This is a genomic window from Microcoleus sp. MON1_C5, assembly GCF_036701875.1.
GTDB lineage: Bacteria > Cyanobacteriota > Cyanobacteriia > Cyanobacteriales > Microcoleaceae > Microcoleus.
In genome coordinates this window covers 67437-89214 of record NZ_JAUBRN010000003.1, presented here as the reverse complement: position 1 = coordinate 89214, position 21778 = coordinate 67437, and the positions used below count along the sequence as shown (strand labels likewise).

General features: G+C 50.9%; 6 protein-coding genes. 2 read left to right on the top strand and 4 right to left on the bottom strand.

Annotated elements, in window-relative coordinates; all coding sequences use genetic code 11:
* Positions 1 to 78 precede the first annotated feature (78 nt).
* The 4 genes from QUA71_RS02570 to QUA71_RS02555 all read right to left on the bottom strand — a co-directional run bounded on the left by QUA71_RS02570 (position 79) and on the right by QUA71_RS02555 (position 17477).
* Complete coding sequence (locus QUA71_RS02570; protein WP_333281803.1) at positions 79 to 3354, bottom strand: amino acid adenylation domain-containing protein; 3276 nt, start codon at positions 3352 to 3354, stop codon at positions 79 to 81.
* 1 nt (position 3355) lies between these two features.
* Positions 3356 to 8074: an amino acid adenylation domain-containing protein gene (locus QUA71_RS02565; protein ID WP_333281800.1), complete on the bottom strand. Its 4719-nt coding sequence runs from the start codon at positions 8072 to 8074 to the stop codon at positions 3356 to 3358.
* A 37-nt stretch (positions 8075 to 8111) separates the two neighbouring features.
* Positions 8112 to 16682, bottom strand: coding sequence for an amino acid adenylation domain-containing protein (locus QUA71_RS02560; protein WP_333281797.1), 8571 nt, complete (start codon positions 16680 to 16682; stop codon positions 8112 to 8114).
* Between the two features lie 498 nt (positions 16683 to 17180).
* Positions 17181 to 17477 carry a hypothetical protein gene (locus QUA71_RS02555; RefSeq protein ID WP_333281796.1) on the bottom strand — a complete coding sequence of 99 codons (297 nt, stop codon included), beginning with the start codon at positions 17475 to 17477 and terminating at the stop codon, positions 17181 to 17183.
* Between the two features lie 5 nt (positions 17478 to 17482).
* On the opposite strand from QUA71_RS02555, the gene QUA71_RS02550 reads away from it, so the two are divergent.
* Together QUA71_RS02550 and QUA71_RS02545 are read left to right on the top strand one after the other, a co-directional pair.
* Complete coding sequence (locus QUA71_RS02550; protein WP_333281793.1) at positions 17483 to 20272, top strand: TonB-dependent receptor domain-containing protein; 2790 nt, start codon at positions 17483 to 17485, stop codon at positions 20270 to 20272.
* A gap of 271 nt (positions 20273 to 20543) precedes the next feature.
* The gene (locus QUA71_RS02545; RefSeq protein ID WP_333281790.1) at positions 20544 to 21725 is read left to right on the top strand and encodes a PepSY-associated TM helix domain-containing protein; all 1182 of its coding nucleotides are present in this window, start codon (positions 20544 to 20546) and stop codon (positions 21723 to 21725) included.
* Positions 21726 to 21778: the final 53 nt, after the last annotated feature.

Sequence of the window (21778 nt, the reverse complement as noted above, 5' to 3'; positions counted from 1 at the left end):
ATGGGCTTTTTTCTCTCCTATTCCCACCGAAGCCTTAAGGAGAAAAGGGCTGTTTGTGCTTTTTTGCCAACCCAATATTTACTCAGTCAGCATCACAGTTTGTGCTGAGTCTCCCTCACTTTTTTCTAAGAGGTCGAGCAATTCATCTATCTGGTTAGAATCGGCGTTTGCCAGAATTTCTTCCTCGATTAGTTCAGCTAAATTCTCAATGGTGGGAGCGGCAAAAAAATCGCACATCGCTAACTCTACCCCAAAGCACGATCGCACTCGCGATATTAACTGTGTTGCCATCAGAGAGTGACCGCCAAGGTCAAAAAAGTTTTGGTTAGTTCCTACTTTTTCTAGCCCTAAAAGAGCAGTCCAAATCTCAGCAATTTCTTTCTCTGTTGGCGTTTGTGGCTCAGTGAAGGCTGTTTCATCAGAAACGTAATCGCACCTTTGAGATAAGGCGAGGCGGTCAATTTTTCCGTTGGGCGTTAATGGCAGCGCATCTAATAGCACAAAAGCTGAAGGCACCATGTAATCGGGCAGTTTGTGCTTCAAGAATGAACGCAGTTCGGAAATAAGTTCTGGGTGCTGATTTATGAGCCCTGAGTTAGGAACTAGGTAAGCGACTAGGCGTTGACTGCCTGGTTCATTTTCTTGAAGCAAAACAGCAGCGGTGGACACAGAAGAATGTTGAGAAAGTGCTGCCTCTATTTCTCCTAGTTCGATGCGGAAACCGCGAATTTTTACTTGGCAATCGCCACGGCCCAGAAATTCTATATTACCATCCGGCAGGTAACAACCGAGATCGCCTGTTTTGAACAAAACTTTTTGATGAGAATTACCGAGAAAATCTAATTTTTCTTGCCCAAACGGGTTAGAAATGAATTTTTCCGAGGTTAAGTCAGGGCGGTTTAAGTAGCCCTGTGCCAATCCATCGCCGCCGACGTAAATCTCGCCGGGAATTCCTATCGAAACGGGTTGCAAATTGCGATCGAGCAGATAAATTTGCGTGTTGGCGATCGGGCGACCGATTGGAACTTTCTCGACACAGTGAGTTGCATCGTACCACGTCACGTCTGCAGCTACTTCAGAAGAGCCATACAGATTGATTAATACCCGCTGGGGCATCTGCTCTCGAAATTGCTGGCAAAGTTCCAGCGGCAGAGTTTCTCCGCTGCAAATCCAATATTTTAATTGAGGCAAACGCCTGTCTAAATCAGGGAAGGAATCTAAGATAGCGCGCAACAAAGAAGGAACCAGCACCAGTCGCGTTACATTTTGCTTTGATAAGGTTTGAAGGAATTGGTTAATATCTTTGACGGATCGATCGGGAATAATCACAGTGGGCAACCCATGCAGCAAAGGAGCAAAAATTTCCCAAACCGAATCGACAAAATTTAAGGAGGTTTTTTGACAGCCAATATCTTGTTCGATAAAAGGGTAGGGGTTCCAAAAACAGCGATTGACTGTGCCTCGGTGGGTGCCGAGTACGCCTTTGGGAGTGCCAGTCGAGCCGGAAGTGTAGAGGACGTAAGCGAGGTTTTCAGCTTCCACTTTAACAGCGGGGTTGCGATCGCTCTGGCGGGAAATTTCCTGCCATTCGGCGTCGATACAGACGACTTTAGCGCTGTGTTCGGGGAGGGTTTCTAGGAGGTTTTTTTGAGTCAAAAGCACCGGAACTTTTGCGTCCGCCAGCATGAAGGAGCGGCGTTCTTGGGGATAAGCAGGATCGACAGGAACGTAAGCGGCACCGACTTTTAAAATGCCCAAAATGGCCACCAGCATTTCCAGCGATCGCTCTAAGCAAATTCCCACCAAAACTTCGGGTTTTACACCTAGAGTTTGCAGGTAATGCGCGATTTGGTTGGCTTTGGCATTCAATTGGCGGTAAGTCAATTGTTCATTTTCGCAAATTGCAGCCACTGCATCTGGGGTTCGCTCTGTTTGCGCTGCAAATAATTCGTGAATTGAGGAATTTTTGGGATAATCCGCTTGGGTGTCGTTCCACTGGACAAGTAATTGCTGGCGTTCGGCGGCGCTCAATAAAGGCAATTCTGACAGTTTCCGCTCAGGATTGGCAGTCATTCCCTCCAGTAAAGTTTGCAGGTGTCCGAGCATCCGCGCGATCGCACTGTCCTCAAAGCGGTTGCTATTGTAACCAATTTTGAGCGCCAACTCCTCACCCGGCACCACCGTCAGCGTTAGAGCATAGTTCGTCTTTTCAAAAGAAAGAACGCTTTCTATTTCCAGGTTCTGAACCCGCTTCTGCAAAGAAGACTCTAAGGGATAGTTCTCAAAAACTACCAGCGTGTCAAACAAAGGCAGCCTGCGCGGCACTTCGCTCCACCGCTGCACCTCTACCAAGGGGCTGTATTCGTACTGCCGCGCCTCTATTTGTCGGTCCTGCAACTGCTTGAGCCAAGACAGCAGCGAGTCTTTTGGGCGAATCTTGACGCGCGCGGGCAGGGTGTTGACGAACAGCCCCACCATCGATTCTACTCCCGCCAACTCTGGTGGACGACCGGAGACAACCGTTCCAAAAATGATGTCTTCCTCGCCGCTGTAGCGGCTTAGAAGCAGCCCCCAGGCTCCTTGCACTAGAGTGTTCAGCGTCAATTGCTGCTGCCGAGCTAACGATCGCAGCGCTGCTGTTGTCGCTACAGGCAGCAGGATTTGCTGTTCCCGATCGCTTTCTTCTCCCGCTGCGGACCCAAAATCCCGCTCAATTGGCAGCGGCGTGGGTGCGGTAAAGCCTTCGAGGCGCTGCCGCCAAAACGACTCAGCCTCAGACAAATTCTGCTGCTGTATCCAAACAATGTAGTCGCGATAGGGGCGCGGGCGCGGCAAGGATAATTGCTCGCCGTTAAGGAAGGCTTGGTAAAAATCAAAGACTTCTGTGAGGATCGTGGGGTTAGACCAGCCATCTAGCAGCAGGTGGTGGTGGCTCCAGATGAAATAATAAGTATCTTTTGCCAGTTTGATGAGAGTCATCCGCATCAACGGCGGTTGCCGCATATCGAAACCCCGATCGCGATCGCTTTTGAGAAAGGTTTCTAGCTGCTGTTGCTGTGCTGCAGGCGCGAGATCTTGCCAGTCGCACTCCTCCCAAGGCAGTTGGACTTGCCGGGACACGACTTGAACGGGTTCTTTGAGGCCTTCCCACACGAAGGAAGTACGCAAGATGGGATGTCGATCGGTCACCTGCTGCCACGCCTGCTTGAATGCCTGCGGGTTCGCCAGTTTGCGAAGCGTGCAAGTTAATTGCTCGAAATAAACTCCCGAGTTGGGAGAGTAGAGGGTGTGAAAGAGCATCCCCTGCTGCATGGGCGAGAGGGGGTAAAAATCTTCAACGTTGCTTTTGCCCATTTCAAACTTTTCCAATTGCTGAAAGAATGTCTTCTAGGTCGTTTTGCGTCCACTGGCTCCACTTGAATTCTGCAAAGTCAGAGGGAGTGCAGCCGACTGCTTCGGGTTCCTGGGAAGCCAGGGCGATCGCTCGCAGGGCTTCGGCAAATTTTTGCGCTAAATTCTCCACCGTAGAACGTCGGTGGATTTCTTCGCTGTAAGTCCAATCCATTCGCAACTGCCCGCCCGCAACAAATCCGTTAATTTCTATCAAATAGCTGCGGTTTCCTTCGGGGCTAAAAGGCTGACCGACGGATTCCCCAGACAGCGCAAATAAAGATGATTCAGGGAGAACTTGGTCGAACTGTCCGAAGTAATTGAAACTCACCTCGGCATCCGGGAGCGAGATCAGTTTCTGGGAAATTTCGCCGCCAGCGAGATATCGCAGCAACCCGTAACCCATACCGCGATTCGGGATGGCGCGCAACTGTTCTTTCACAGCCTTTAAGCCATCTGCGGCAGTGGAAGCCTCGCCGATCGACAGCAGTACCGGAAACACGGAAGTAAACCAACCCACAGTCCGCGAAACGTCTGCATCTGGGAAGATATCTTCCCGCCCGTGCCCCTCTAAATCAACCAGCAGCGTTAGCTCTCGGGTCCACTGGGCAAACGCCCACGCCAGTGCTGCCAGCAGCACGTCGTTAATTTGAGTTCGGTAGACTTTGGGAACTTCGTGCAGCAAGACGTTAGTGTCTTCAGCAGCGATCGCCACCGACACGATGCGCGACTGCGCTACCGCATTGCTTCCCCCAGCGAAATCTACTGGCAGGGGAGAAATCGGCTTTTGCAGGTGTGCCAGCCAGTAATCGAATTCTTGGTGCAACGCTTCTGACTGAGCGTATTCAACCAGCCGCTGTGCCCAATGTTTGAAAGATGTCGTCTTCGGCGGCAGCGAGATTGCAAGACCCCTGCTCAACTGCTCGCAGGCATTCTGCAAGTCTTCGAGCAAAATTCGCCACGATACGCCATCGACAGCTAAGTGGTGGATAACTATTAGCAGGCGCGAAGGTTGCTGCGCCCCCAGATCGAACAGAACAGCGCGCGCGATCGGCCCTTCTGACAGGTTTAAGCTTGCCTGTACTTCATCGGCCTTAGACTCAATAGCACAATTTTGGTCGTTTGTCAATAAATTAGATAAATCTAATTTTTCAAACGGCACGGCTCCCCCCGGTTCGGCATTGAACTGCTGCCAGCCAGATTCGCCGGGCGCAAAGCGCAGGCGCAGGGCGTCGTGGTGCGTCAGAAGTTGCGCGAACGCTCGCTCCAGCAGCACTGCTTCGAGGGGTTGCCGCACTTCTAACATCACGGCTTGATTCCAGTGATGCCCAAAGGCAAAATTTTCTTCAAAGAACCACTGCTGCACGGGAGTCAGCGGCACCGCGCCCGTCACCGGTTTTTGCTCGGCTCGCACAGCCTCGACAGTGCCAGCAGCGGCTGCCAGAAACGCGATCGTCTGGTGCTGGAATAGCAGTTTGGGAGTCAGTTGAATCCCCGCTCGATTGGCTTTGGCGACAATCTGAATGCTGAGAATCGAATCTCCGCCCAACTCGAAAAAGTTGTCGTGTATGCCCACTCGCTCGATTCCGAGAACCTCCATCCAAATACTGGCTAGCTGCTGCTCGATGCTGCTGCAAGGAGCCGCGAAAGTCTCTTCCAATTCGGATCGCGTCAAGTCGGGCGCTGGCAGCGCAGCCCGATCGATCTTGCCGTTAGGCGTTAGAGGCAGTTTCTCCAGCACAACGAAGGCAGACGGCAGCATATAATCGGGCAAGCGTTCTTGCAGGAACTGGCGCAGTTCGCTAGAAGACACTGAGGAATTCTGCTCTCGGGCGTCGGGGACGACGTAAGCCACGAGACGCTTGCGATCGCCTTCTCGCACCAAAACCGCACTTTCCCGCACTGCCGGATGCTGGGAGAGTACCGCCTCTATTTCTCCTAGCTCGATGCGGAACCCCCGCACCTTGACCTGATTGTCAACGCGAGCAACATATTCGATATTTCCATCTGCTCTATAACGAGTTAAGTCTCCCGTTTTGTAGAGGCGCGAACCTGGTTTATTGCTAAAGGGGTTGGGGATAAATTTTTCCTCCGTCAGTTCGGGACGGTTGAGGTATCCCCGCGCTAAACCAGCGCCGCCGACGTGCAACTCACCCGCAATGCCAATGGGTACAGGCTGCCCGTTGCCATCTAGGATGTAGGTTTGTAGGTTCCCAATCGGACGCCCGATCGGCAACTCCCTCAATGTGGCGTCTGCTGCCGATAACTCGCAGATTGTGGCTCCCACAGTGGTTTCTGTCGGACCGTAATTATTCACTAGACGAACTTGCTGTCCCACACACTCCAGCCAAGCTTTCAATCGTTCGGGTAGCGCTTTTTCTCCCCCAATGATAATTAAGCGCAATGATGAAGAAGGGGTAAATTTTTTTGGGTTCAAGAAGGCGGTGAGTTCCTGCCAGTAGGCTGTGGGAAGTGCCAAGACGGTTATTTCCCAATTAAAGCACTTCTGCAGAAATTCCTCGATGGAGTCTAGTATAGAATCGTTACGCAAGACCAATGTTGCGCCAGAAGTTAAGCTGGTATAGATTTCTTCAGCACTGACATCAAAACTAATTGAGGAGAATTGTAGAATGCGATCGCTTTGTGAAATAGCATATTCAGCGATGGCAGCCGTCGTGTAGTTAACTAGCGACCCGTGTTCGATTAAAACGCCTTTGGGTTGGCCTGTAGAGCCTGATGTGTAGATAACGTAAGCCAAGTTTTTTGGCTTTACGCCGCTAGAAGGGTTTTCTTCGCTGTAAGAAGCAATGTCGTCCCAGCCAGAGTCCAAGCAGACAACACGAGCCGAATTTAGAGGAAGTTTCTCGACTAGCTTCTGTTGAGTTAGCAGCACTGGCACTGAGGAATCTTCTAGCATGAAAGCCAAGCGCTCTTTAGGATAGTTTGGATCGAGTGGGACGTAAGCGCCGCCAGCTTTCAAGACGCCCAATAAGCCGATTATTATTAAGGGCGATCGCTCGACGCAAATCCCCACCAGCACTTCTGGCTCCACTCCCAGCGATCGCAGGTGGCGCGCCAACTGGTTTGCTCTGGCGTTCAGCTCCCTATAGCTGAGTTCTTCTCCTTCAAACACCACTGCCACAGCGTCGGGCGATCGCTCAACAGCCTCCTCAAATAACTGATGGATGCACTTATCCTGGGGATACTGGGCCAAAGTATTATTCCACTCCAGCAGTTGCTGGTTTTCGGCTGCAGTCAGCAGGGGCAAGCTGGAGAGGTGCTGCTCTGGATTAGCGGCGATGCCTTCCAACAAGGTTTGCAGGTGTCCGAGCATCCGGGTAATGGTGGCGCGATCGAACAAATCCGTGCTGTATTGCACTGAGGCTTGCAGCCTTTCCCCCACTTCTTCTAAATCCAAGCTCAAATCAAACTGCGTCGTATTCGTTTCGAGATCGAGCAGACTTAAAGTCAATCCGGGCAGATCCAAGGGCGGCATGGGGTTGTTCCGCAACTGGAACATAACCTGAAATACCGGGTTATAACTCAGACTGCGCTCGGGTTGCAGTTCCTCAACCAGTTTCTCAAATGGCAAGTCTTGGTGGGCGTAGGCTCCCAAAGTCACCTCGCGCAAGCGTTGAAGCAATTCTCGAAAAGTAGGATCGCCGGAAACGTCAGTCCGCAACACCAGCGTATTGACGAATACGCCAATGAGCCCTTCAATTTCCGCGCGGTTGCGGTTGGCGATCGGCGAGCCGACTAGCAAGTCTGTCCGCCCTGTATAGCGGTAGAGCAGCGCTTTAAATGCCGCCAGCAGCGTCATAAACAGGGTAACGTCCTCCCGCTGGCTGAGGTTTTTGAGGGCCGCTGTCAGCTCGAAAGACAGCAATACCGACTGGGTGGCGCCTTCGGAGGTCTGAATTGGAGGTCGGGGTCGATCGGCAGGCAGTTCCAGCAAGGGAGGCGCTCCCTCCAACTGTTGCTTCCAGTACGCAAGCTGAGTTTGCAGCACTTCGCCGCAGAGCCAGTTGCGCTGCCAGATCGCAAAGTCGGCATACTGCACGGGAAGCTCTGGAAGCTGCGGTTGGTTTCCGGCGGATAAGGCTTCGTAAATTGCAGCCAGTTCCCGCGCCAGCACTCCTATGGACCAGCCATCTGAAACGATGTGGTGCATCGTCAGCAGCAGGACGTATTCTTCTTCGCTAAGCTGTAGCAAAGATGTCCGCAGCAAGGGGCCTCGTTCTAAGTCAAAGGGCTGTTGCGCTTCCTTTGCAGATAGCTGCTTTACGGCTGCCTCTCGATCGCTCTGGGGCAGTTCTCGCAGGTCTATTACTGGCAGATGCAGGCGAGTTCCAGGAGGAGCAATGACTTGAATTGGCTGTCCCTGAACCTCAGTAAAAGTCGATCGCAAAGCTTCGTGCCGGTTGACGATTTCGTTGAAAGTTTGCTCCAACACGGCGACATTTAATTTGCCTTTGAGCCGGATAGCGCCTGGGAGATTGTAGAAAGATTTTCCCGCCTCGAACTGGTCGAAAAACCACAGCCGTTGCTGGGCGAAAGACAAGGGGATCGAGTCGCCTTCTTTCCTTCTAGGAATTCTGCGATCGCTTGAGGATTCTACCCCCTTTTCTCGCAGCATCACTTCCAGCAATGCGCGTTTTTTTGCAGATAGTTTCAAATAGCTCATTTGACCCTGATTAATAATGTTGACTAGACTGCTGGAATTAATAAGTAGAGGGAGAGGCGATCGCCAATTCCCGATCGAGTAGAGAAGTTTTCTCGGCTAGCATTCGCTCTACTTCTTCATCGGAAAGTTCCGCAAGACTCAGCAGCAATTGAGCGGTATTTTCAACGTTCTCTCGCTGCGCGGGATTTTCCACCAGGGCCGCGGCTTGCTCGGATGCGGTAGGCGACTCGAAGAAAGAGCGCAGGGGAACATCTACCCCGAAGGTGTCGCGCACCGCCGAGATGATTTGCGTTGCTAGTAGGGAGTGCCCTCCTAAATCGATAAAAAAGTTGTCGTGAATGCCGATTTTTTCCACTCCGAGTATTTCAGCCCAGATGCCTGCGAGAACTTTTTCAACCGGGGTGTTAGGCGCGACAAAGGTTTTCGGAAGGAAGGCGGCATCCGGTGCGGGAAGAGCTTTGCGGTCTACTTTTCCATTGGCAGATAGCGGCAGCGCCTCCAGCATGACAAATGCAGACGGCAGCATATATTCGGGCAGCTTTTGGCTCAGAAATTGCCGCAATTCGCAAGTTTCTGGCGCTGCATTTTGTTGGGGAACCACATAGGCTATTAACCGTTTCTGACTGCGATCTTCCCCGAATGCCGTTACTACACACGATCGCACTGCCGGGTGCTGGTTCAAAGCGGCTTCAATTTCTCCGGCCTCGATGCGGTATCCGCGAATTTTGATGCGGAAGTCTTCTCGCCCTAAAAATTCGATGTTGCCGTCAGGGAGGAAGCGCCCTAAATCTCCCGTTCGGTACAAGCGTTCGCCGGTGACGGGGTGAGTGAGGAAGCTGGCGCGAGTTTTTTCTTCATTCCGCCAGTATCCTTTTGTCAGTCCCACTCCGGCACAGCACATCTCGCCGGCAACCCAGACGGGACAGTCTTCTAGCCTTTGATTCAAAATGTAATAGCGGGTGTTGGCGATCGGCGATCCGTAGGGAATGCTGTTCCAAGAAGAATCAACAGTTTCTACCGGATACCAGATATTCCAAAGGGTAGTTTCGGTTGGCCCGCCGACACTGACAACGCGACATTCTTTGACGATCGCCCTTAACCTCTCAGGAAGCGTTATCGGTATCCAGTCTCCGCCGAGAAACGCCCAGCGCAAGCACTCCGGCAACACTTCAGAACGTCCGCCAGCGTAATCGAGCAGCATTTCCATCATCGGCGGAACCGAGTTCCAAAGGGTGACGCGCTCTTTTACCATCAATTGGGCCCAGTGAGCGGGGTCTAGCCGTTGTGCGGCATCGGGAATGACGATCGCTCCTCCGGCCGCTAGGATGCCGAAGATATCGTAAACGGACATATCGTGGTGCAGTGCGGTGACTGCGATCGCGCGATCGCACTCGGCGACATTAAACACTTGGTTGGTCTGAGCGATCGCATTGACTGCACCGCGGTGCGCGATCGCCACGCCTTTCGGCAAGCCAGTTGAGCCAGAAGTGTAAATAACATAAGCTAAATCTTCCGGTTCCTGCACCGACTCCAAAGCTTCGCTGCTTTCGGCCGCCAATTCGTCGGTATCGAGACAAATTCGCCGCACATTTTCCGGCCATTCCAATCGCTGATTTAACTGAGATTGCGTCAAAACAATCTCAACTTCGCCATTTTCCAGCAAATACCACAGCCGCTCTTTTGGTAGCGCCCCATCTACGGGCAAATAAGCTGCCCCGGATGCGAGAATGCCCAGCACACCAACGATTTGTTCCCATCCTTTTTCCATAACCACGGCAACCAACTGGTTGGGGCGAGCTCCCAGCTTCCGCAATCGGTGAGCGACTTGATTCGATCGCAGATATAGTTCCTCGTAGGTGAGGGTGCGATCGCGCGCGATCGCGGCTGCTTGCTGCGATCGCTTGGCTACTTGCTGAGCAAACAACTCGTGCAGCAGTGCGTCGGGAATGGGTGCTTCGATGCTCTTAGCGACGGGTTGCTGCTGCAACTGCGCCTCTTCTTGCCAAGCTGACTCCGAGCTTGCGAGGCGCTGCAACAGGTGGCAGTAGGCGTCAAACATATCGTCGATTAGCCCTTGGGGGAAGAGTTCTTCCACCGCATCCCAGTTCAAGAATAGAGTGCCGCCAGCTTCGCTGTACTGATTGTCTATCCAAACTTGGGGAGTTTGACCGACGACGTAAACAACCTCTCCGATTTCTGCGATCGCGCCGAGTATGGAAGAATCGCTTTGTCCGGGGTTATTCTGCGGATTAGTCGTGAATACCACTGGCATCGGTGCCGCCGATGTCATCCGGTGCAGTTGCGCCAATTCTCGCAAAACGCGCACGCCGCTGACGTACTGGTGCTCTAAATCGTGCCAAAGCTGCTGAGTCAGGCGTTTCGCCCGAACTTCAAAACTTTCTCGGCGCGAGTTGTCTACCTCCAGCAAAGTAAACGAGGCAAACTCGCCGATAATGTCGTTGACTTGCGGGTGCAGTACAAGGCGATTGAAGCGCGGCACGTTGAGGGTAAACCGAGGGCTTTTGCTCCACAGGCCCAGAACTTCGGCATAAGCAGCCAGCAAAACGCCTGTCGGAGAAAGCGCCGATCGCGCGGCTCTGGCTTTAAGTTTTTTCCAGGTTTCCGGCTCTAACTGAGCGCTCCAGCGCTTGAAGCGAGGCTGTGTCAGGGAACTCGGATGCTTGGCTAAGGGGAGTTCGGGCGCTGGCGGCAGAGTGGCGAGGCGATTTTTCCAATACTCTAAAGATTGCTGGAAAAATGAGGAATCTTGGAGCGCGATCGCCGCTAAAACGTAGTCGCGGAATGACAGTTGCAAAGGCGCGATCGCTGCGTTGGGATTGCGGTAAAACGTCACCAAATCTCGGAAGAGAATTTGATAGCTCCAACCGTCAATGCACAAGGCGTCAATGCTGACGTGCAAGCGGATGCGGCGATCGCGTATAAGCGAAGCGCGAATCTCGAAAAGCGGCCAGCGATCGAGCGGCAGCACTTGGTGAGACAGGGATTCGCGAATTGCTTCGAGTTGGGAATTCACCGCCTCTGGGCTTTGTCCGCGCAAATCTAATACTGGAATTGCATAAGCTGGCACTGTTTCTAAAATTTGCTGTTGCCCGTCTGGATGGACGATCGCGCGCAGCATATCGTGGCGTTCCACCACTCGCTGCCACGCGAGGCTAAACCGCTCTAAATCTATATCGTCGCCTTCAATTTCTACATAGCCGTGAATGGCGACATTCCCCATTTCAAAAAAGGTATTTCTCCCGATCCAGTACGCCTGCTGCATTTCATTGAGCGGAAAAGGTTCGCAGCGATTTTGAGGATCGGGGACGATTGCAGGCAGTTGCACAAGGGCGCGGGGTTCGATCGCCTGCTGCGCTTTAGCGATGGCGATCGCTTCTGCCAAACTTTCCACCGTCGGAGACTGAAACAAACTGCGTAGCGGCAACTCTACCTGAAACGCTTCTCGAACTTTAGCAATCAGTTGCGTTGCCAGCAGGGAATGTCCTCCCAACTCGAAGAAATTGTCGTCAATTCCTATTTGTTTGACGCCGAGAACCTTACTCCAAATTTCAGCGAGTAACTGTTCTTCCGGAGTGCGCGGTGCAAAAGCTGCGTTTAATGGGAAGTTTTCTGTATCGGGCGCTCTAAGTGCTTTGCGGTCTACTTTTCCATTCGGCGTCAGCGGCAGCGCCTCTAGCAGCACAAAAGCCGAAGGCAGCATATATTCCGGCAGCTTCTCCTTCAGGAAAGAGCGCAATTCACTTGTGGCGATCGCGCCCTCTTGGCTGAACGCTGCATAAGCCACTAAACATTTATTTCCTAGTTCATCTTCTCGAACCACAACCACAGCTTCTCGAACGTTCGGATGCTGGCTTAATGCCGCCTCAATCTCGCCGATTTCGATGCGGAAGCCCCGCACCTTTATTTGATTGTCCCAGCGACCCAGAAATTCAATATTGCCGTCTGGTAAATAGCAAGCGCGATCGCCCGTTTTGTAAAGCCGCGCATCTGGCTCGCCGCTAAATGGATTAGAAATAAAGGCTCGTGCAGTTAATTCAGGTCGGTTAAAATACCCCCGCGCTAACCCGTCGCCAGCAATATACAATTCTCCAGGTACGCCAATCGGCACTGGCTGCAATTGCGAATCCAGAATATAAACTTGCGTGTTACTAATAGGGCGCCCGATGGCAACCGACTTGACAATTTGACTGGCATCGGTTATCGAATAGCAGCAGGTGAATGTTGTATTTTCCGTGGGGCCATAGCCATTAATAAGCCTGCACCCTTTGGCTTCTCTCAACAGTTTCAAGACGTGGGAAACTGATAAAATATCGCCCCCTGCTAGCAGTTGTTGCACCTGCTTTAAATCCTCTAGCTGTTCGTCTACCATCTGGTGAAATAATCCAGCAGTCAGCCACAGCGTTGTTATTTGGTTTTGCCGAATTGCCCGTCCCAATTCTTGCAAAGAGGGGGTATGGGCAGGCATGACAACTAATCGCGCCCCGTTCAAAAGGCTGCCCCAAATCTCAAAAGTTGCAGCATCAAAGGAAATGGGAGCGAGTTGCAGGAAGACTTCTTCCGCGCTCAAATTGGCATAATTACTTCCTTTGACTAACCGCACGACTGCGCGCTGCGTGACGCTTGCACCTTTGGGCTTTCCAGTCGATCCGGAGGTGTACATTATATAAGCCAGATTGCTAGAAGTCACTAACGGCGCTGGGTTTTCTTCACCGTGCTGCGCGATAATTTCCCAATCTGAATCTAAGCAAATAAGATGCGCCTGATGTGCGGGAAGAGACTCGGCTAAATGTGCTTGAGTCAGCAGCACGGACACTTGAGTTTCTTCTAACATGAAGCTCAAGCGTTCTTTGGGATAAGTTGGATCGAGCGGTACATAAGCGCCGCCCGCTTTGAGAATGCCCAGCAAACCGACAATCGCGTCTAGCGATCGCTCGGTACAAATTCCCACCAAAACTTCTGGTTTGACGCCGAGTTTTTGTAAGTAGTGCGCCAGTTGATTCGCTTTTTGGTTTAACTCTTTATAAGTCAGTTGTTGGTTTTCAAACACCACCGCAACGGCATCCGGCGTTTGCTCTACCTGCGCTTCAAATAACTGGTGAATGGTGAAATTTTTCGGATAATCGACTTGCGTATTATTCCACTCAACTAGCAGTTGATGCCGATCGCGATCGCTCAACAATGGCAACTCGTCCAGGCGCCGATCGGCATTGGCGATAATTCCTTCGAGCAAAATCTGAAAATGCCCGTGCATCCGCGCGATCGTGCTGGGTTGGAACAGGTTCGTGCTGTACTCCCACGTCGCCGTCAACCCCCGCTCGGTTTCTTCCAGAAATAGCGTCAAGTCAAAGTTAGCGGTTTCGGTGTCAATTTCATTAAAATTTAAAGTCAGCCCTGGCAATTCTAAAGTCTGCGTCAAGCCGTTTTGCAAGGCAAACGCCACTTGAAACAGTGGCGAGTAGCTCAAATCTCGCTCTGGCTGCAACTCCTCGACAAGCTTCTCAATCGGTACATCTTGATGCGCGTAAGCGCCTAATGCCACTTCTCGCACATTCCTTAGCAACTCTCGAAAAGTCTGATTTCCATTTAAGTCAGACCGCAGCACTAAAGTATTGACAAAAAATCCAATTAATGCTTCTATTTCGCTGCGATTGCGGTTGGCGATGGGAGAGCCAACTAAAATATCTGTCTGCCCCGTGTAGCGATAAAGCAGCGTCTTGAAGGCTGCCAGCAACGTCATAAATAGGGTGGCTTTTTCTTGCTGGCCCAATTGGGTCAGCGCCAAGCTCAAATCTTTGGGCAACTCCCAAGTTTGTCTCGCACCCTGGAACGTTTGAACGGCGGGGCGAGGAAAGTCTGTTGGTAAATTTAGAACCGGCAAGCTGCCGCTTAACTGCTGCTTCCAGTAAGCCACTTGCGTCTCTAATATTTCTCCTTGCAACTGCTGGCGCTGCCATGCGGCAAAGTCGGCGTATTGAATTGGCAGCGGGGAAAGCAAGGGTAAATCATTGCTAGAAAAAGCTTGATAAAATTCTGCCAACTCCCGGAGAAATACGCCCAGGGACCAACCATCAAAAACAATATGATGCACGGTTAGAAGTAAGACGTGCTCTGTTTCGTCGAGGCGCAGCAGTTTGGCGCGCAGCAGAGAGCTTTGCCCCAAGTCAAAGGGATCTCGCGCTTCTTCCGCAGACAGCCTTTGTACCTGGGCCTCGCGATCGTCTGGGGAGCGATCGCTCAAATCTATCAGCGGCAGCGTCCAATCGCCCGCAGCAGCGACAACCTGTATCGGTTGCCCTTCCACAGCAGCAAATGCAGTTCTCAAAACCTCGTGCCGATCGATAATTGTCTCAATACTTTGCCTGAGTGCTTCTGCATTAAGTTGTCCTGTGATCCGAACTGCACCGCAGAGGTTATAAAAGGGGTTTCCTGGTTCCAATTGGTCAAAGAACCATAAGCGCTCTTGAGCAAAAGACAGGGGGATGTTTTGTAGGCGAGCAACTGCCTGAATAGACGCAATTTTCGGGGCTTCTGCCAATTTTTCTAAAATTTTTGCAGCCAGTTGAGCAAGGCTTAATTCCAGGAATAAGTCTTCTATTGATAAAGCTATTTTTAGATCGCTTTCGATCTGATTTTTAAATTCAAATACCGCCAATGAATCCAAACCCAAGTTACTAAAACCCTGTGCCGATTGGATTTGAGAAATGCTGACTTTCAGCACCCTCGCTACCTGCTGTCGCAAATAGGTTTCTAACTGTGCCTGCTGTTCGGCTAACTCGGCTGTCAGCAGATTTTCTCGCGTGAGGCGATTCTCTATTTCAACAAAATCAGATATCTCTAAAACGCTACTGGCGACCACTTCCAATTTGTTAGCTAGAAAGTCAGCATAGGCGGCGCGACGTTGAATTTTACCGCTGGTCGTTTTCGGAATGCTTCCGGGCTTAATCAGCACTACTCCATAAACTTGCACTTCATATTCTTGAGCAATGCTGGAGCGGATGGCGCTGATAATTTCCTCGCTATTATCCGGCGCTTTACGAGATTGTAATTCTTGCACGATAACGAGCTGTTCTTCGCCTGCGACTTCCACCGAGAATGCCGCGATCGCCCCCTGCCGCAAACTGGGATGGCTGCGCTCTGCCGTTCTTTCTATATCTTGGGGGTAAAGATTGCGACCTCGCATGATAATCAAATCTTTGAGTCGCCCTGTAATAAACAGTTCTCCGTCGCGTAAAAAGCCTAAATCTCCTGTTCGCAAAAATGGCCCTTCGCTGGTATCTGAAAGATATGCTTGGAAAGTTTTTTCTGTCTCTTCTGGGCGATTCCAATAGCCTCGCGTCACTGTTTCGCCAGCTACCCAAATTTCTCCGACTTCGTGCGGCTGGCATTGCGTCAGAGATTCGGGATTGACGATCGCAACTAGAGTGCCAAATTCAGGGAAACCGCAGCCGACTAAAGTTCTCGCGCCACGATCGCCTTCGACAACTTCTACAATGTGATTATTTTCCAGCGCCCCAGCGTCAACAGGTAAGAAAGTCGGTGTTGCCCCGCTGCGAACCGTGGCAATTTTTAGCGTGGTTTCTGCCATTCCGTAAGCAGGACAAAAGGCATCCGCCCGAAAACCGCAGGGCTCAAAAGCTTTGGTAAATCGCTCTAGGGTTTCTTTGTGGATGGGTTCTGCGCCGTTATACGCGACGCGCCAACTATTCAAGTCGAGCATTTCTTGGCGATCGCCCAAGATTTTGCTTATTTTGCTAGCACACAAGTCGTAAGCAAAATTTGGCCCGCCGCTGTGGGTAGCTTTGTAGCGTGAAATCGCTTCCAACCAGCACATCGGGTTCTGAATAAACGCCGCTGGCGGCATGAAGTAAGAGGGAATTCCCAGATACAAAGGTTTGAGCAATCCGTCAATTAACCCCATGTCGTGAAAGGGGGGAAGCCACGTTACGGCAACGCTTTCGGAATCGTGGTCAAAGCCTCGGTGAATGTATTCGATGTTGTACAAAACGTTGGCGTGGCTCACCATTACGCCTTTGGGGGTGGAGGTTGAGCCGGAAGTGTACTGAAGATAAGCCACTTCGTCGGGATCGATGGGTGGCTGCTGCCACTTTTCCCCGTCATCGGCAAGCGCCTCTGCAGTCAGCCAGTGCAGCCCTTTGAGTTCCGGCGCTTGCTCGCATAGCTGCTCTAAATTTTCCAAGTGTCGCGCGGGAGCGATCGCAAATGTTGCTCCTGCGTCTTTGGCGATCGCACTAATTTTCGCTAAATTCCGCTTCAACTTCGGCGGATAGAGGGGAACCGGGATCACTTTGGCGTACAAACATCCAAAAAAGGCGGCGAGATAGTCCAATCCTGGTGGGAAAAGCAGTAAGGCTCGTTCGCCAGTGACTCCCAATGTCTGAAGTCGCACGGCGTGCGATCGGGCGATCGCGTCTAACTCTCGATAAGTCAAACTGGCGGTTTCAGTTTTTCCGTCTAACAGAAAAGTATATTTCTGATCTGGTTGGTGTAATGCTCTGTTTTGCAGGAGTTCTACTAAATTGGTAGAACTTTCGGTGAGTTGGTGTCCCTTAATGCTTGCGTCACTCATCGATTCTTTTTACCTATAAATCTTGTTTGCAGTACGCCAACCAGTTCCGCCAAATTCTTTCCACATAGACTTTCTGTGAACAGTTGTCGGGCGTTACGAGTCTCCCATCAGCGCGTTTTAGTCTTCAATCCGGGTATTAGCGCTTGTTTTGAGGTTTTGTTGTCGATCGCGCTGTTCGGCAATGGCTCCGGGGCGATTTCAGTCCGAGCCAGCTTCGATATCAGCTTCAGGGGCTTTACGGCTATCGACTTTAAGCATAGTAGGCTAGATGATATTTATTGTCAAGAGTCGTTTAGTAAATTTGTTGACTCCTATCATTTCCTATGTGACAATCTTTTCTAACTCTTGCCATAGCATTTTAGGCGATCGTTTGTCTAGCCCTTACCGCAACCATAATAGGTAAGTGGTGCACAACTAAGTAGAGGGGTCAGACCCCCTATATTAAAATGCAATTAGTTTTCATTAGTTAACTCTTGACAGATGTAAGTGCTGTGTTATCTAATTAAGGCACTTTCTCATTAAGCGTCCAGCGACTACTTCCTTTAACCGAGGAAAATGCCCACCGTGGGCGATCGTCCAGAGCGCCACCGGACAGAGGCTTTCGCCCTCACACGCTTCCTGCCAGACAAAGGCTGCTAGCGACGGGAGAATCGGATCGAAGTGCGCCCGACAACTAGGTCGTATTTTCCGCAGGTCAGTTTCACTCCTGCCCACAAGAGCAGCAACGCTGCCACAAATCATGTTGTGCAAACAACGCAAACCACATATCCGAAGTTCTATCAATTGTTGATTCAAGACTAATGAACATATCGCAGAAATTATTAAGTAGCCTTGGGCTGGCAGGAGTCGTGTCGGCGGTAGTCGCTCAGTCGGCGTGCGCTTCCAACATCGCGCAGGTGACGGGCGTTCGCCTCAACCCCACGTCAGAAGGTATTGAAATCATCCTAGACACTGAAGATGGAAGACCCCTGCAAGTCTTCACCACCACCTTTGGCGAAACTTTACAAATTGATGCCATCACCGCTCAACTGCGATTGCCGGGGGGAAATGAGTTTCGTCAAGACAAACCGGCTGCGGGAATTGCTTCTGTCACCGTTACTCCTTTAGATAACAACAGCATCCGAATCAGAGTCATTGGCGAGAGGGGCCAACCAGTGGCACGGGTGATTCCTAACGCTGCGGGTCTGATTCTCAGCTTACAACCCACCTCGCAGATGACTGCTCGCCCGCCTGCACCGGCTCCTACAACACAGCGGCCGGGGACACCCGCAGAACCCTTGCCACCGACAGGGCAGCAGGTAGAGATACCCGCAGAACCTTTGCCACCGACAGCGCAGCCACCAGGAACGCCCGGAGAACCCTTACCGCCTACAGCGCAGCCACCAGGAACGCCCGGAGAACCCTTACCGCCTACAGCACAGCCGCCTGGAACGCCCGGAGAACCCTTGCCGCCGACAGCGCAGCCGCCAGGAACACCGACACAGCCACCCGGAACGCCACAGGTGGGGAGAAACCCGATTGAAATCGTCGTCACTGCAACACGAACCGCAGAAAGAGTGACAAACGTGCCGCGCTCTATAACGGTGGTAGACTCACAAGAAATTCAGCAGCAGGTAGGGCAATCGAGAAATGTCGGGGAAACTCTGGCAAATCAGGTTCCCGGTTTTGCGGCCCCGACTCAAACTACTGCCACTTATGGGCAAACTTTGCGGGGTCGCAACGTTTCCGTTCTGATTGACGGCGTGCCGCAAACGACCAATCTTCAATCTTTTGGCAGAGAATTCAGAAACATCGATCCCAGCGCGATCGAACGCATTGAAGTAGTGCGGGGGTCTACCGCAATCTACGGCGCTCAGGCTACAGGTGGCGTGGTTAATATTATTACTCGTCGGCCAACTGAGGAAAGGCTAGCTGCTGTTACTGAAGTGGGCGTCAGTAGCGCTTTAACAAACACACAAGATGCTCTAGGCTTTAACGCTCAGCAGACGATTTCTGGCCGAAGTGGCAATTTCGATATGACGGGCACTGTCTCGCTCTCTAGAAGTGGAGCTTTTTACGATGCCAAAGGCGATCGCATTCCCTTGTTTGAAATCGGCGGAGATAGCAGCACGCTCTTCAACGTCATGGGCAAAGTCGGGGTAGATTTGGACACCAACCAGCGGCTGCAACTAACGGTCAATCACTATCGGGAAACCCAAGATCCCAATGTAATTCAAGACTTTAGTGTTGACGACCAGGAAGGACGGCAAAAAGCCCGCGCCATCCGAACCGGAAATTTGGATATCGACGGGGAAACACCGGGAAATAAAAGTACACAGCTCAACCTAAGTTACACCAACCAAAACCTTTTTGGCAGCAGCCTTCAAAGTCAAATCTACTATCGAACGAATTCCAATGTAGGTGTTCCTTTAGATTACCGCACGTCCGAGTTCTTTGGGCCGTTTGTCGGTGTTACTCGTTCGCGAGCCGAGAACGAACAGATAGGAGGTAGACTGGCGATCACCACTCCTTTATCCCGTGCCGAAAATCTTCGATTAACTTGGGGTTCTGACTATATTACTGAAGATAGCAGACAGCGTTTCGACCTGTACGACCCGGAGAGATTTGACGCAAGTGGCCGCCGGGTTTACCGGAAAATCTCGGAGCGTCCTTTCGTCCCTCCTTACACTTACGACAGCCTTGGCTTTTTCGGTCAAATGGAATGGAATATTGACGATATCGTCATTTTAAGTGGTGGGATACGTCACGAACGCCTCGGGTTAAACGTCAATGATTATACCACTTTTAATGAGCGCCAGATCGAAGGAGGCGAGCGCAAATTTAACGCCACCCTATTTAATACAGGGGCTGTCTATAAAATTAATGACACCTTCAACATATTTGGCAACTTTTCTCAAGGTTTCTCAGTTCCAGATTTCGGCCGCATCCTCCGCCAACCCCCCGAGGATTTTGTCGGAATTGAATCTTCGTTAGAAGTAACTCAACCGCAAAAAGTCAACAGCTACGAAATTGGCATTCGAGGAGGGTGGCAATCCGTGCAAATGTCGCTTGCCGCTTTTTACAATACCTCGGATCTAGGAGTCCGTTTTGAACCAGTTGGCAACACAGGCCGCCTGGAACTACAGCGCGCCCCAGAACGCATTTACGGCTTAGAAGGAACTGTGGATTGGCAACCTGGACGAACATGGTCGATCGGCGGGACTGCTACTTATATTCAAGGCAAATATGAGGAGGAAAACCGTTACATCGCCCTCGATAGCAGCCGAATTCCACCGCTCAAGCTAACAGCTTATGTTCAAAACGAAACTTTGCCGGGATGGAACAATCGGTTACAGTTATTATATTCTGGAAATCGCGATCAAGCCTTCAAAGACGGCTCGGATGGCGGCCCGATTAGCAGCTATCTCACACTGGATTACGTCAGCGCGGTTAAAATTGGCTCGGGGCTGCTACAAGTCAAAGTCGAGAATTTATTGAATAATCAATATTTTCCCGTGATCTCCCAATACAACGCTGGATTTGAATTGGACAGCTCTAATTATGCAGGCAGAGGTTTGACTCTCAGTGTTAATTACCGCCTTAACTGGTAATTACAGCAGATTGCAGGTTTATGAGGTAGATTCAATATCCCCGTAGGGACACTCCAAGAACCCATTGGTGTCAATTTAAGCTGTTAGTCCGCTAGTCCTCGCGGCCACCCGCTAGTCCGCCAGTCCGCCAGGGGTTGAAACCCCTGTCTAATAGCTAAAGTCCTCTCAAGAGGACTAATGAGTTGAAAAGTGTTTTTCTCAGTCCTCATAGCGAGGACTTTAGCTTTGAGACAGGGAATTCATTGCCTGTCGGACTATCGGTTTTACCTTAATGAGAACAGTTAACGGCTTTGAGAAAAATTTCGAGATGAAGTTCCGCAAACTCGCATTCAAACTGCACTTGTATTTGGGGTTGGTGGTAGGAATATTTCTAGCAGTAATTGCTTTAACAGGTAGCTTGCTAATTTTTGGGCCCGAAATCGAGCGGTTCTTCAATCCTCAACTCCTGCAAGTTATTCCTCAAGCCGAACGGATACCGCTGGAAAATGTCCTGCAGATTGTCGAAAAAGCTTATCCCCAAAATCAAGCTCTTAGTATCTTGCTGCCACGATCAGCGAAGGATGTTTGCCAAGTTTCCATGCTGTCAAAGAGTGAAGAAATAGTTAGCGTTTATGTCAACCCTTACAGTGGAAAAATTACGGGTGGGCGCCTTTGGAAAGAAACTTTTACAGGTTTTATTTTTACGTTACACGCGGAATTAGCGGGAGGAGAATTCGGTCATCTTGTTGTCGGTAGTTGCGGTCTAGTAATGCTAGGACTAACTTTTACGGGTTTGGTATTGTGGACGGGCTGGCGCAATTTGGGTCGCGGATTTTCTATTAATTGGAAAGCTCACTGGCAGCGGACTGTCTTTGATTTACATAACGTTTCTGGCATTGTATCGGTCGCTTTTCTCATACTCATCTCCGCTACAGGGACAGCGATAATTTTTTACGCGCCGGTTCAATCGACGCTGTATTGGCTAACGAATGAAAAGCCACAGCCCGCATTGACTTCTCATCCCCAGTCTAGCAGTTCGAGGCAAAACCTTGACGAAATATTACACCAAGTTAATACCGTTTGGCCGGAAGCTAAAACCACTTTTATTTCTCTGCCTTTGAAGCCTGAAGCAATTTTTAAGGTACGGAAAAAATTTCCCAATGAGCCGCACCCAAACGGGATTAGCACCATTTATCTCGACCAATACAGTGGCAAAATATTGCAGGCTGACAGTGTAAATTCAGCTTCGGTAGCAAATCGAATTCTCAACTCGCTTTATCCGCTACATATTGGCAGCTATGGCGGAATTTACTTGCGGGTGGCACACGCGATCGCAGGATTAGCAGCGATTGTACTGTTTGTTACGGGCGTAATGATGTGGCGGCAGCGGCATTTGGCGAAATTTTACCGCAAGGAGGCGAGACAGCAATATGAAGAATTATCTCCACTTAGCCAGCAATGGCCTTGGTTTTAAGGAGAGCGGCGTGCGGTGGGATGCGGGTGCCATTCTCCTGCCTAAAAACCCCG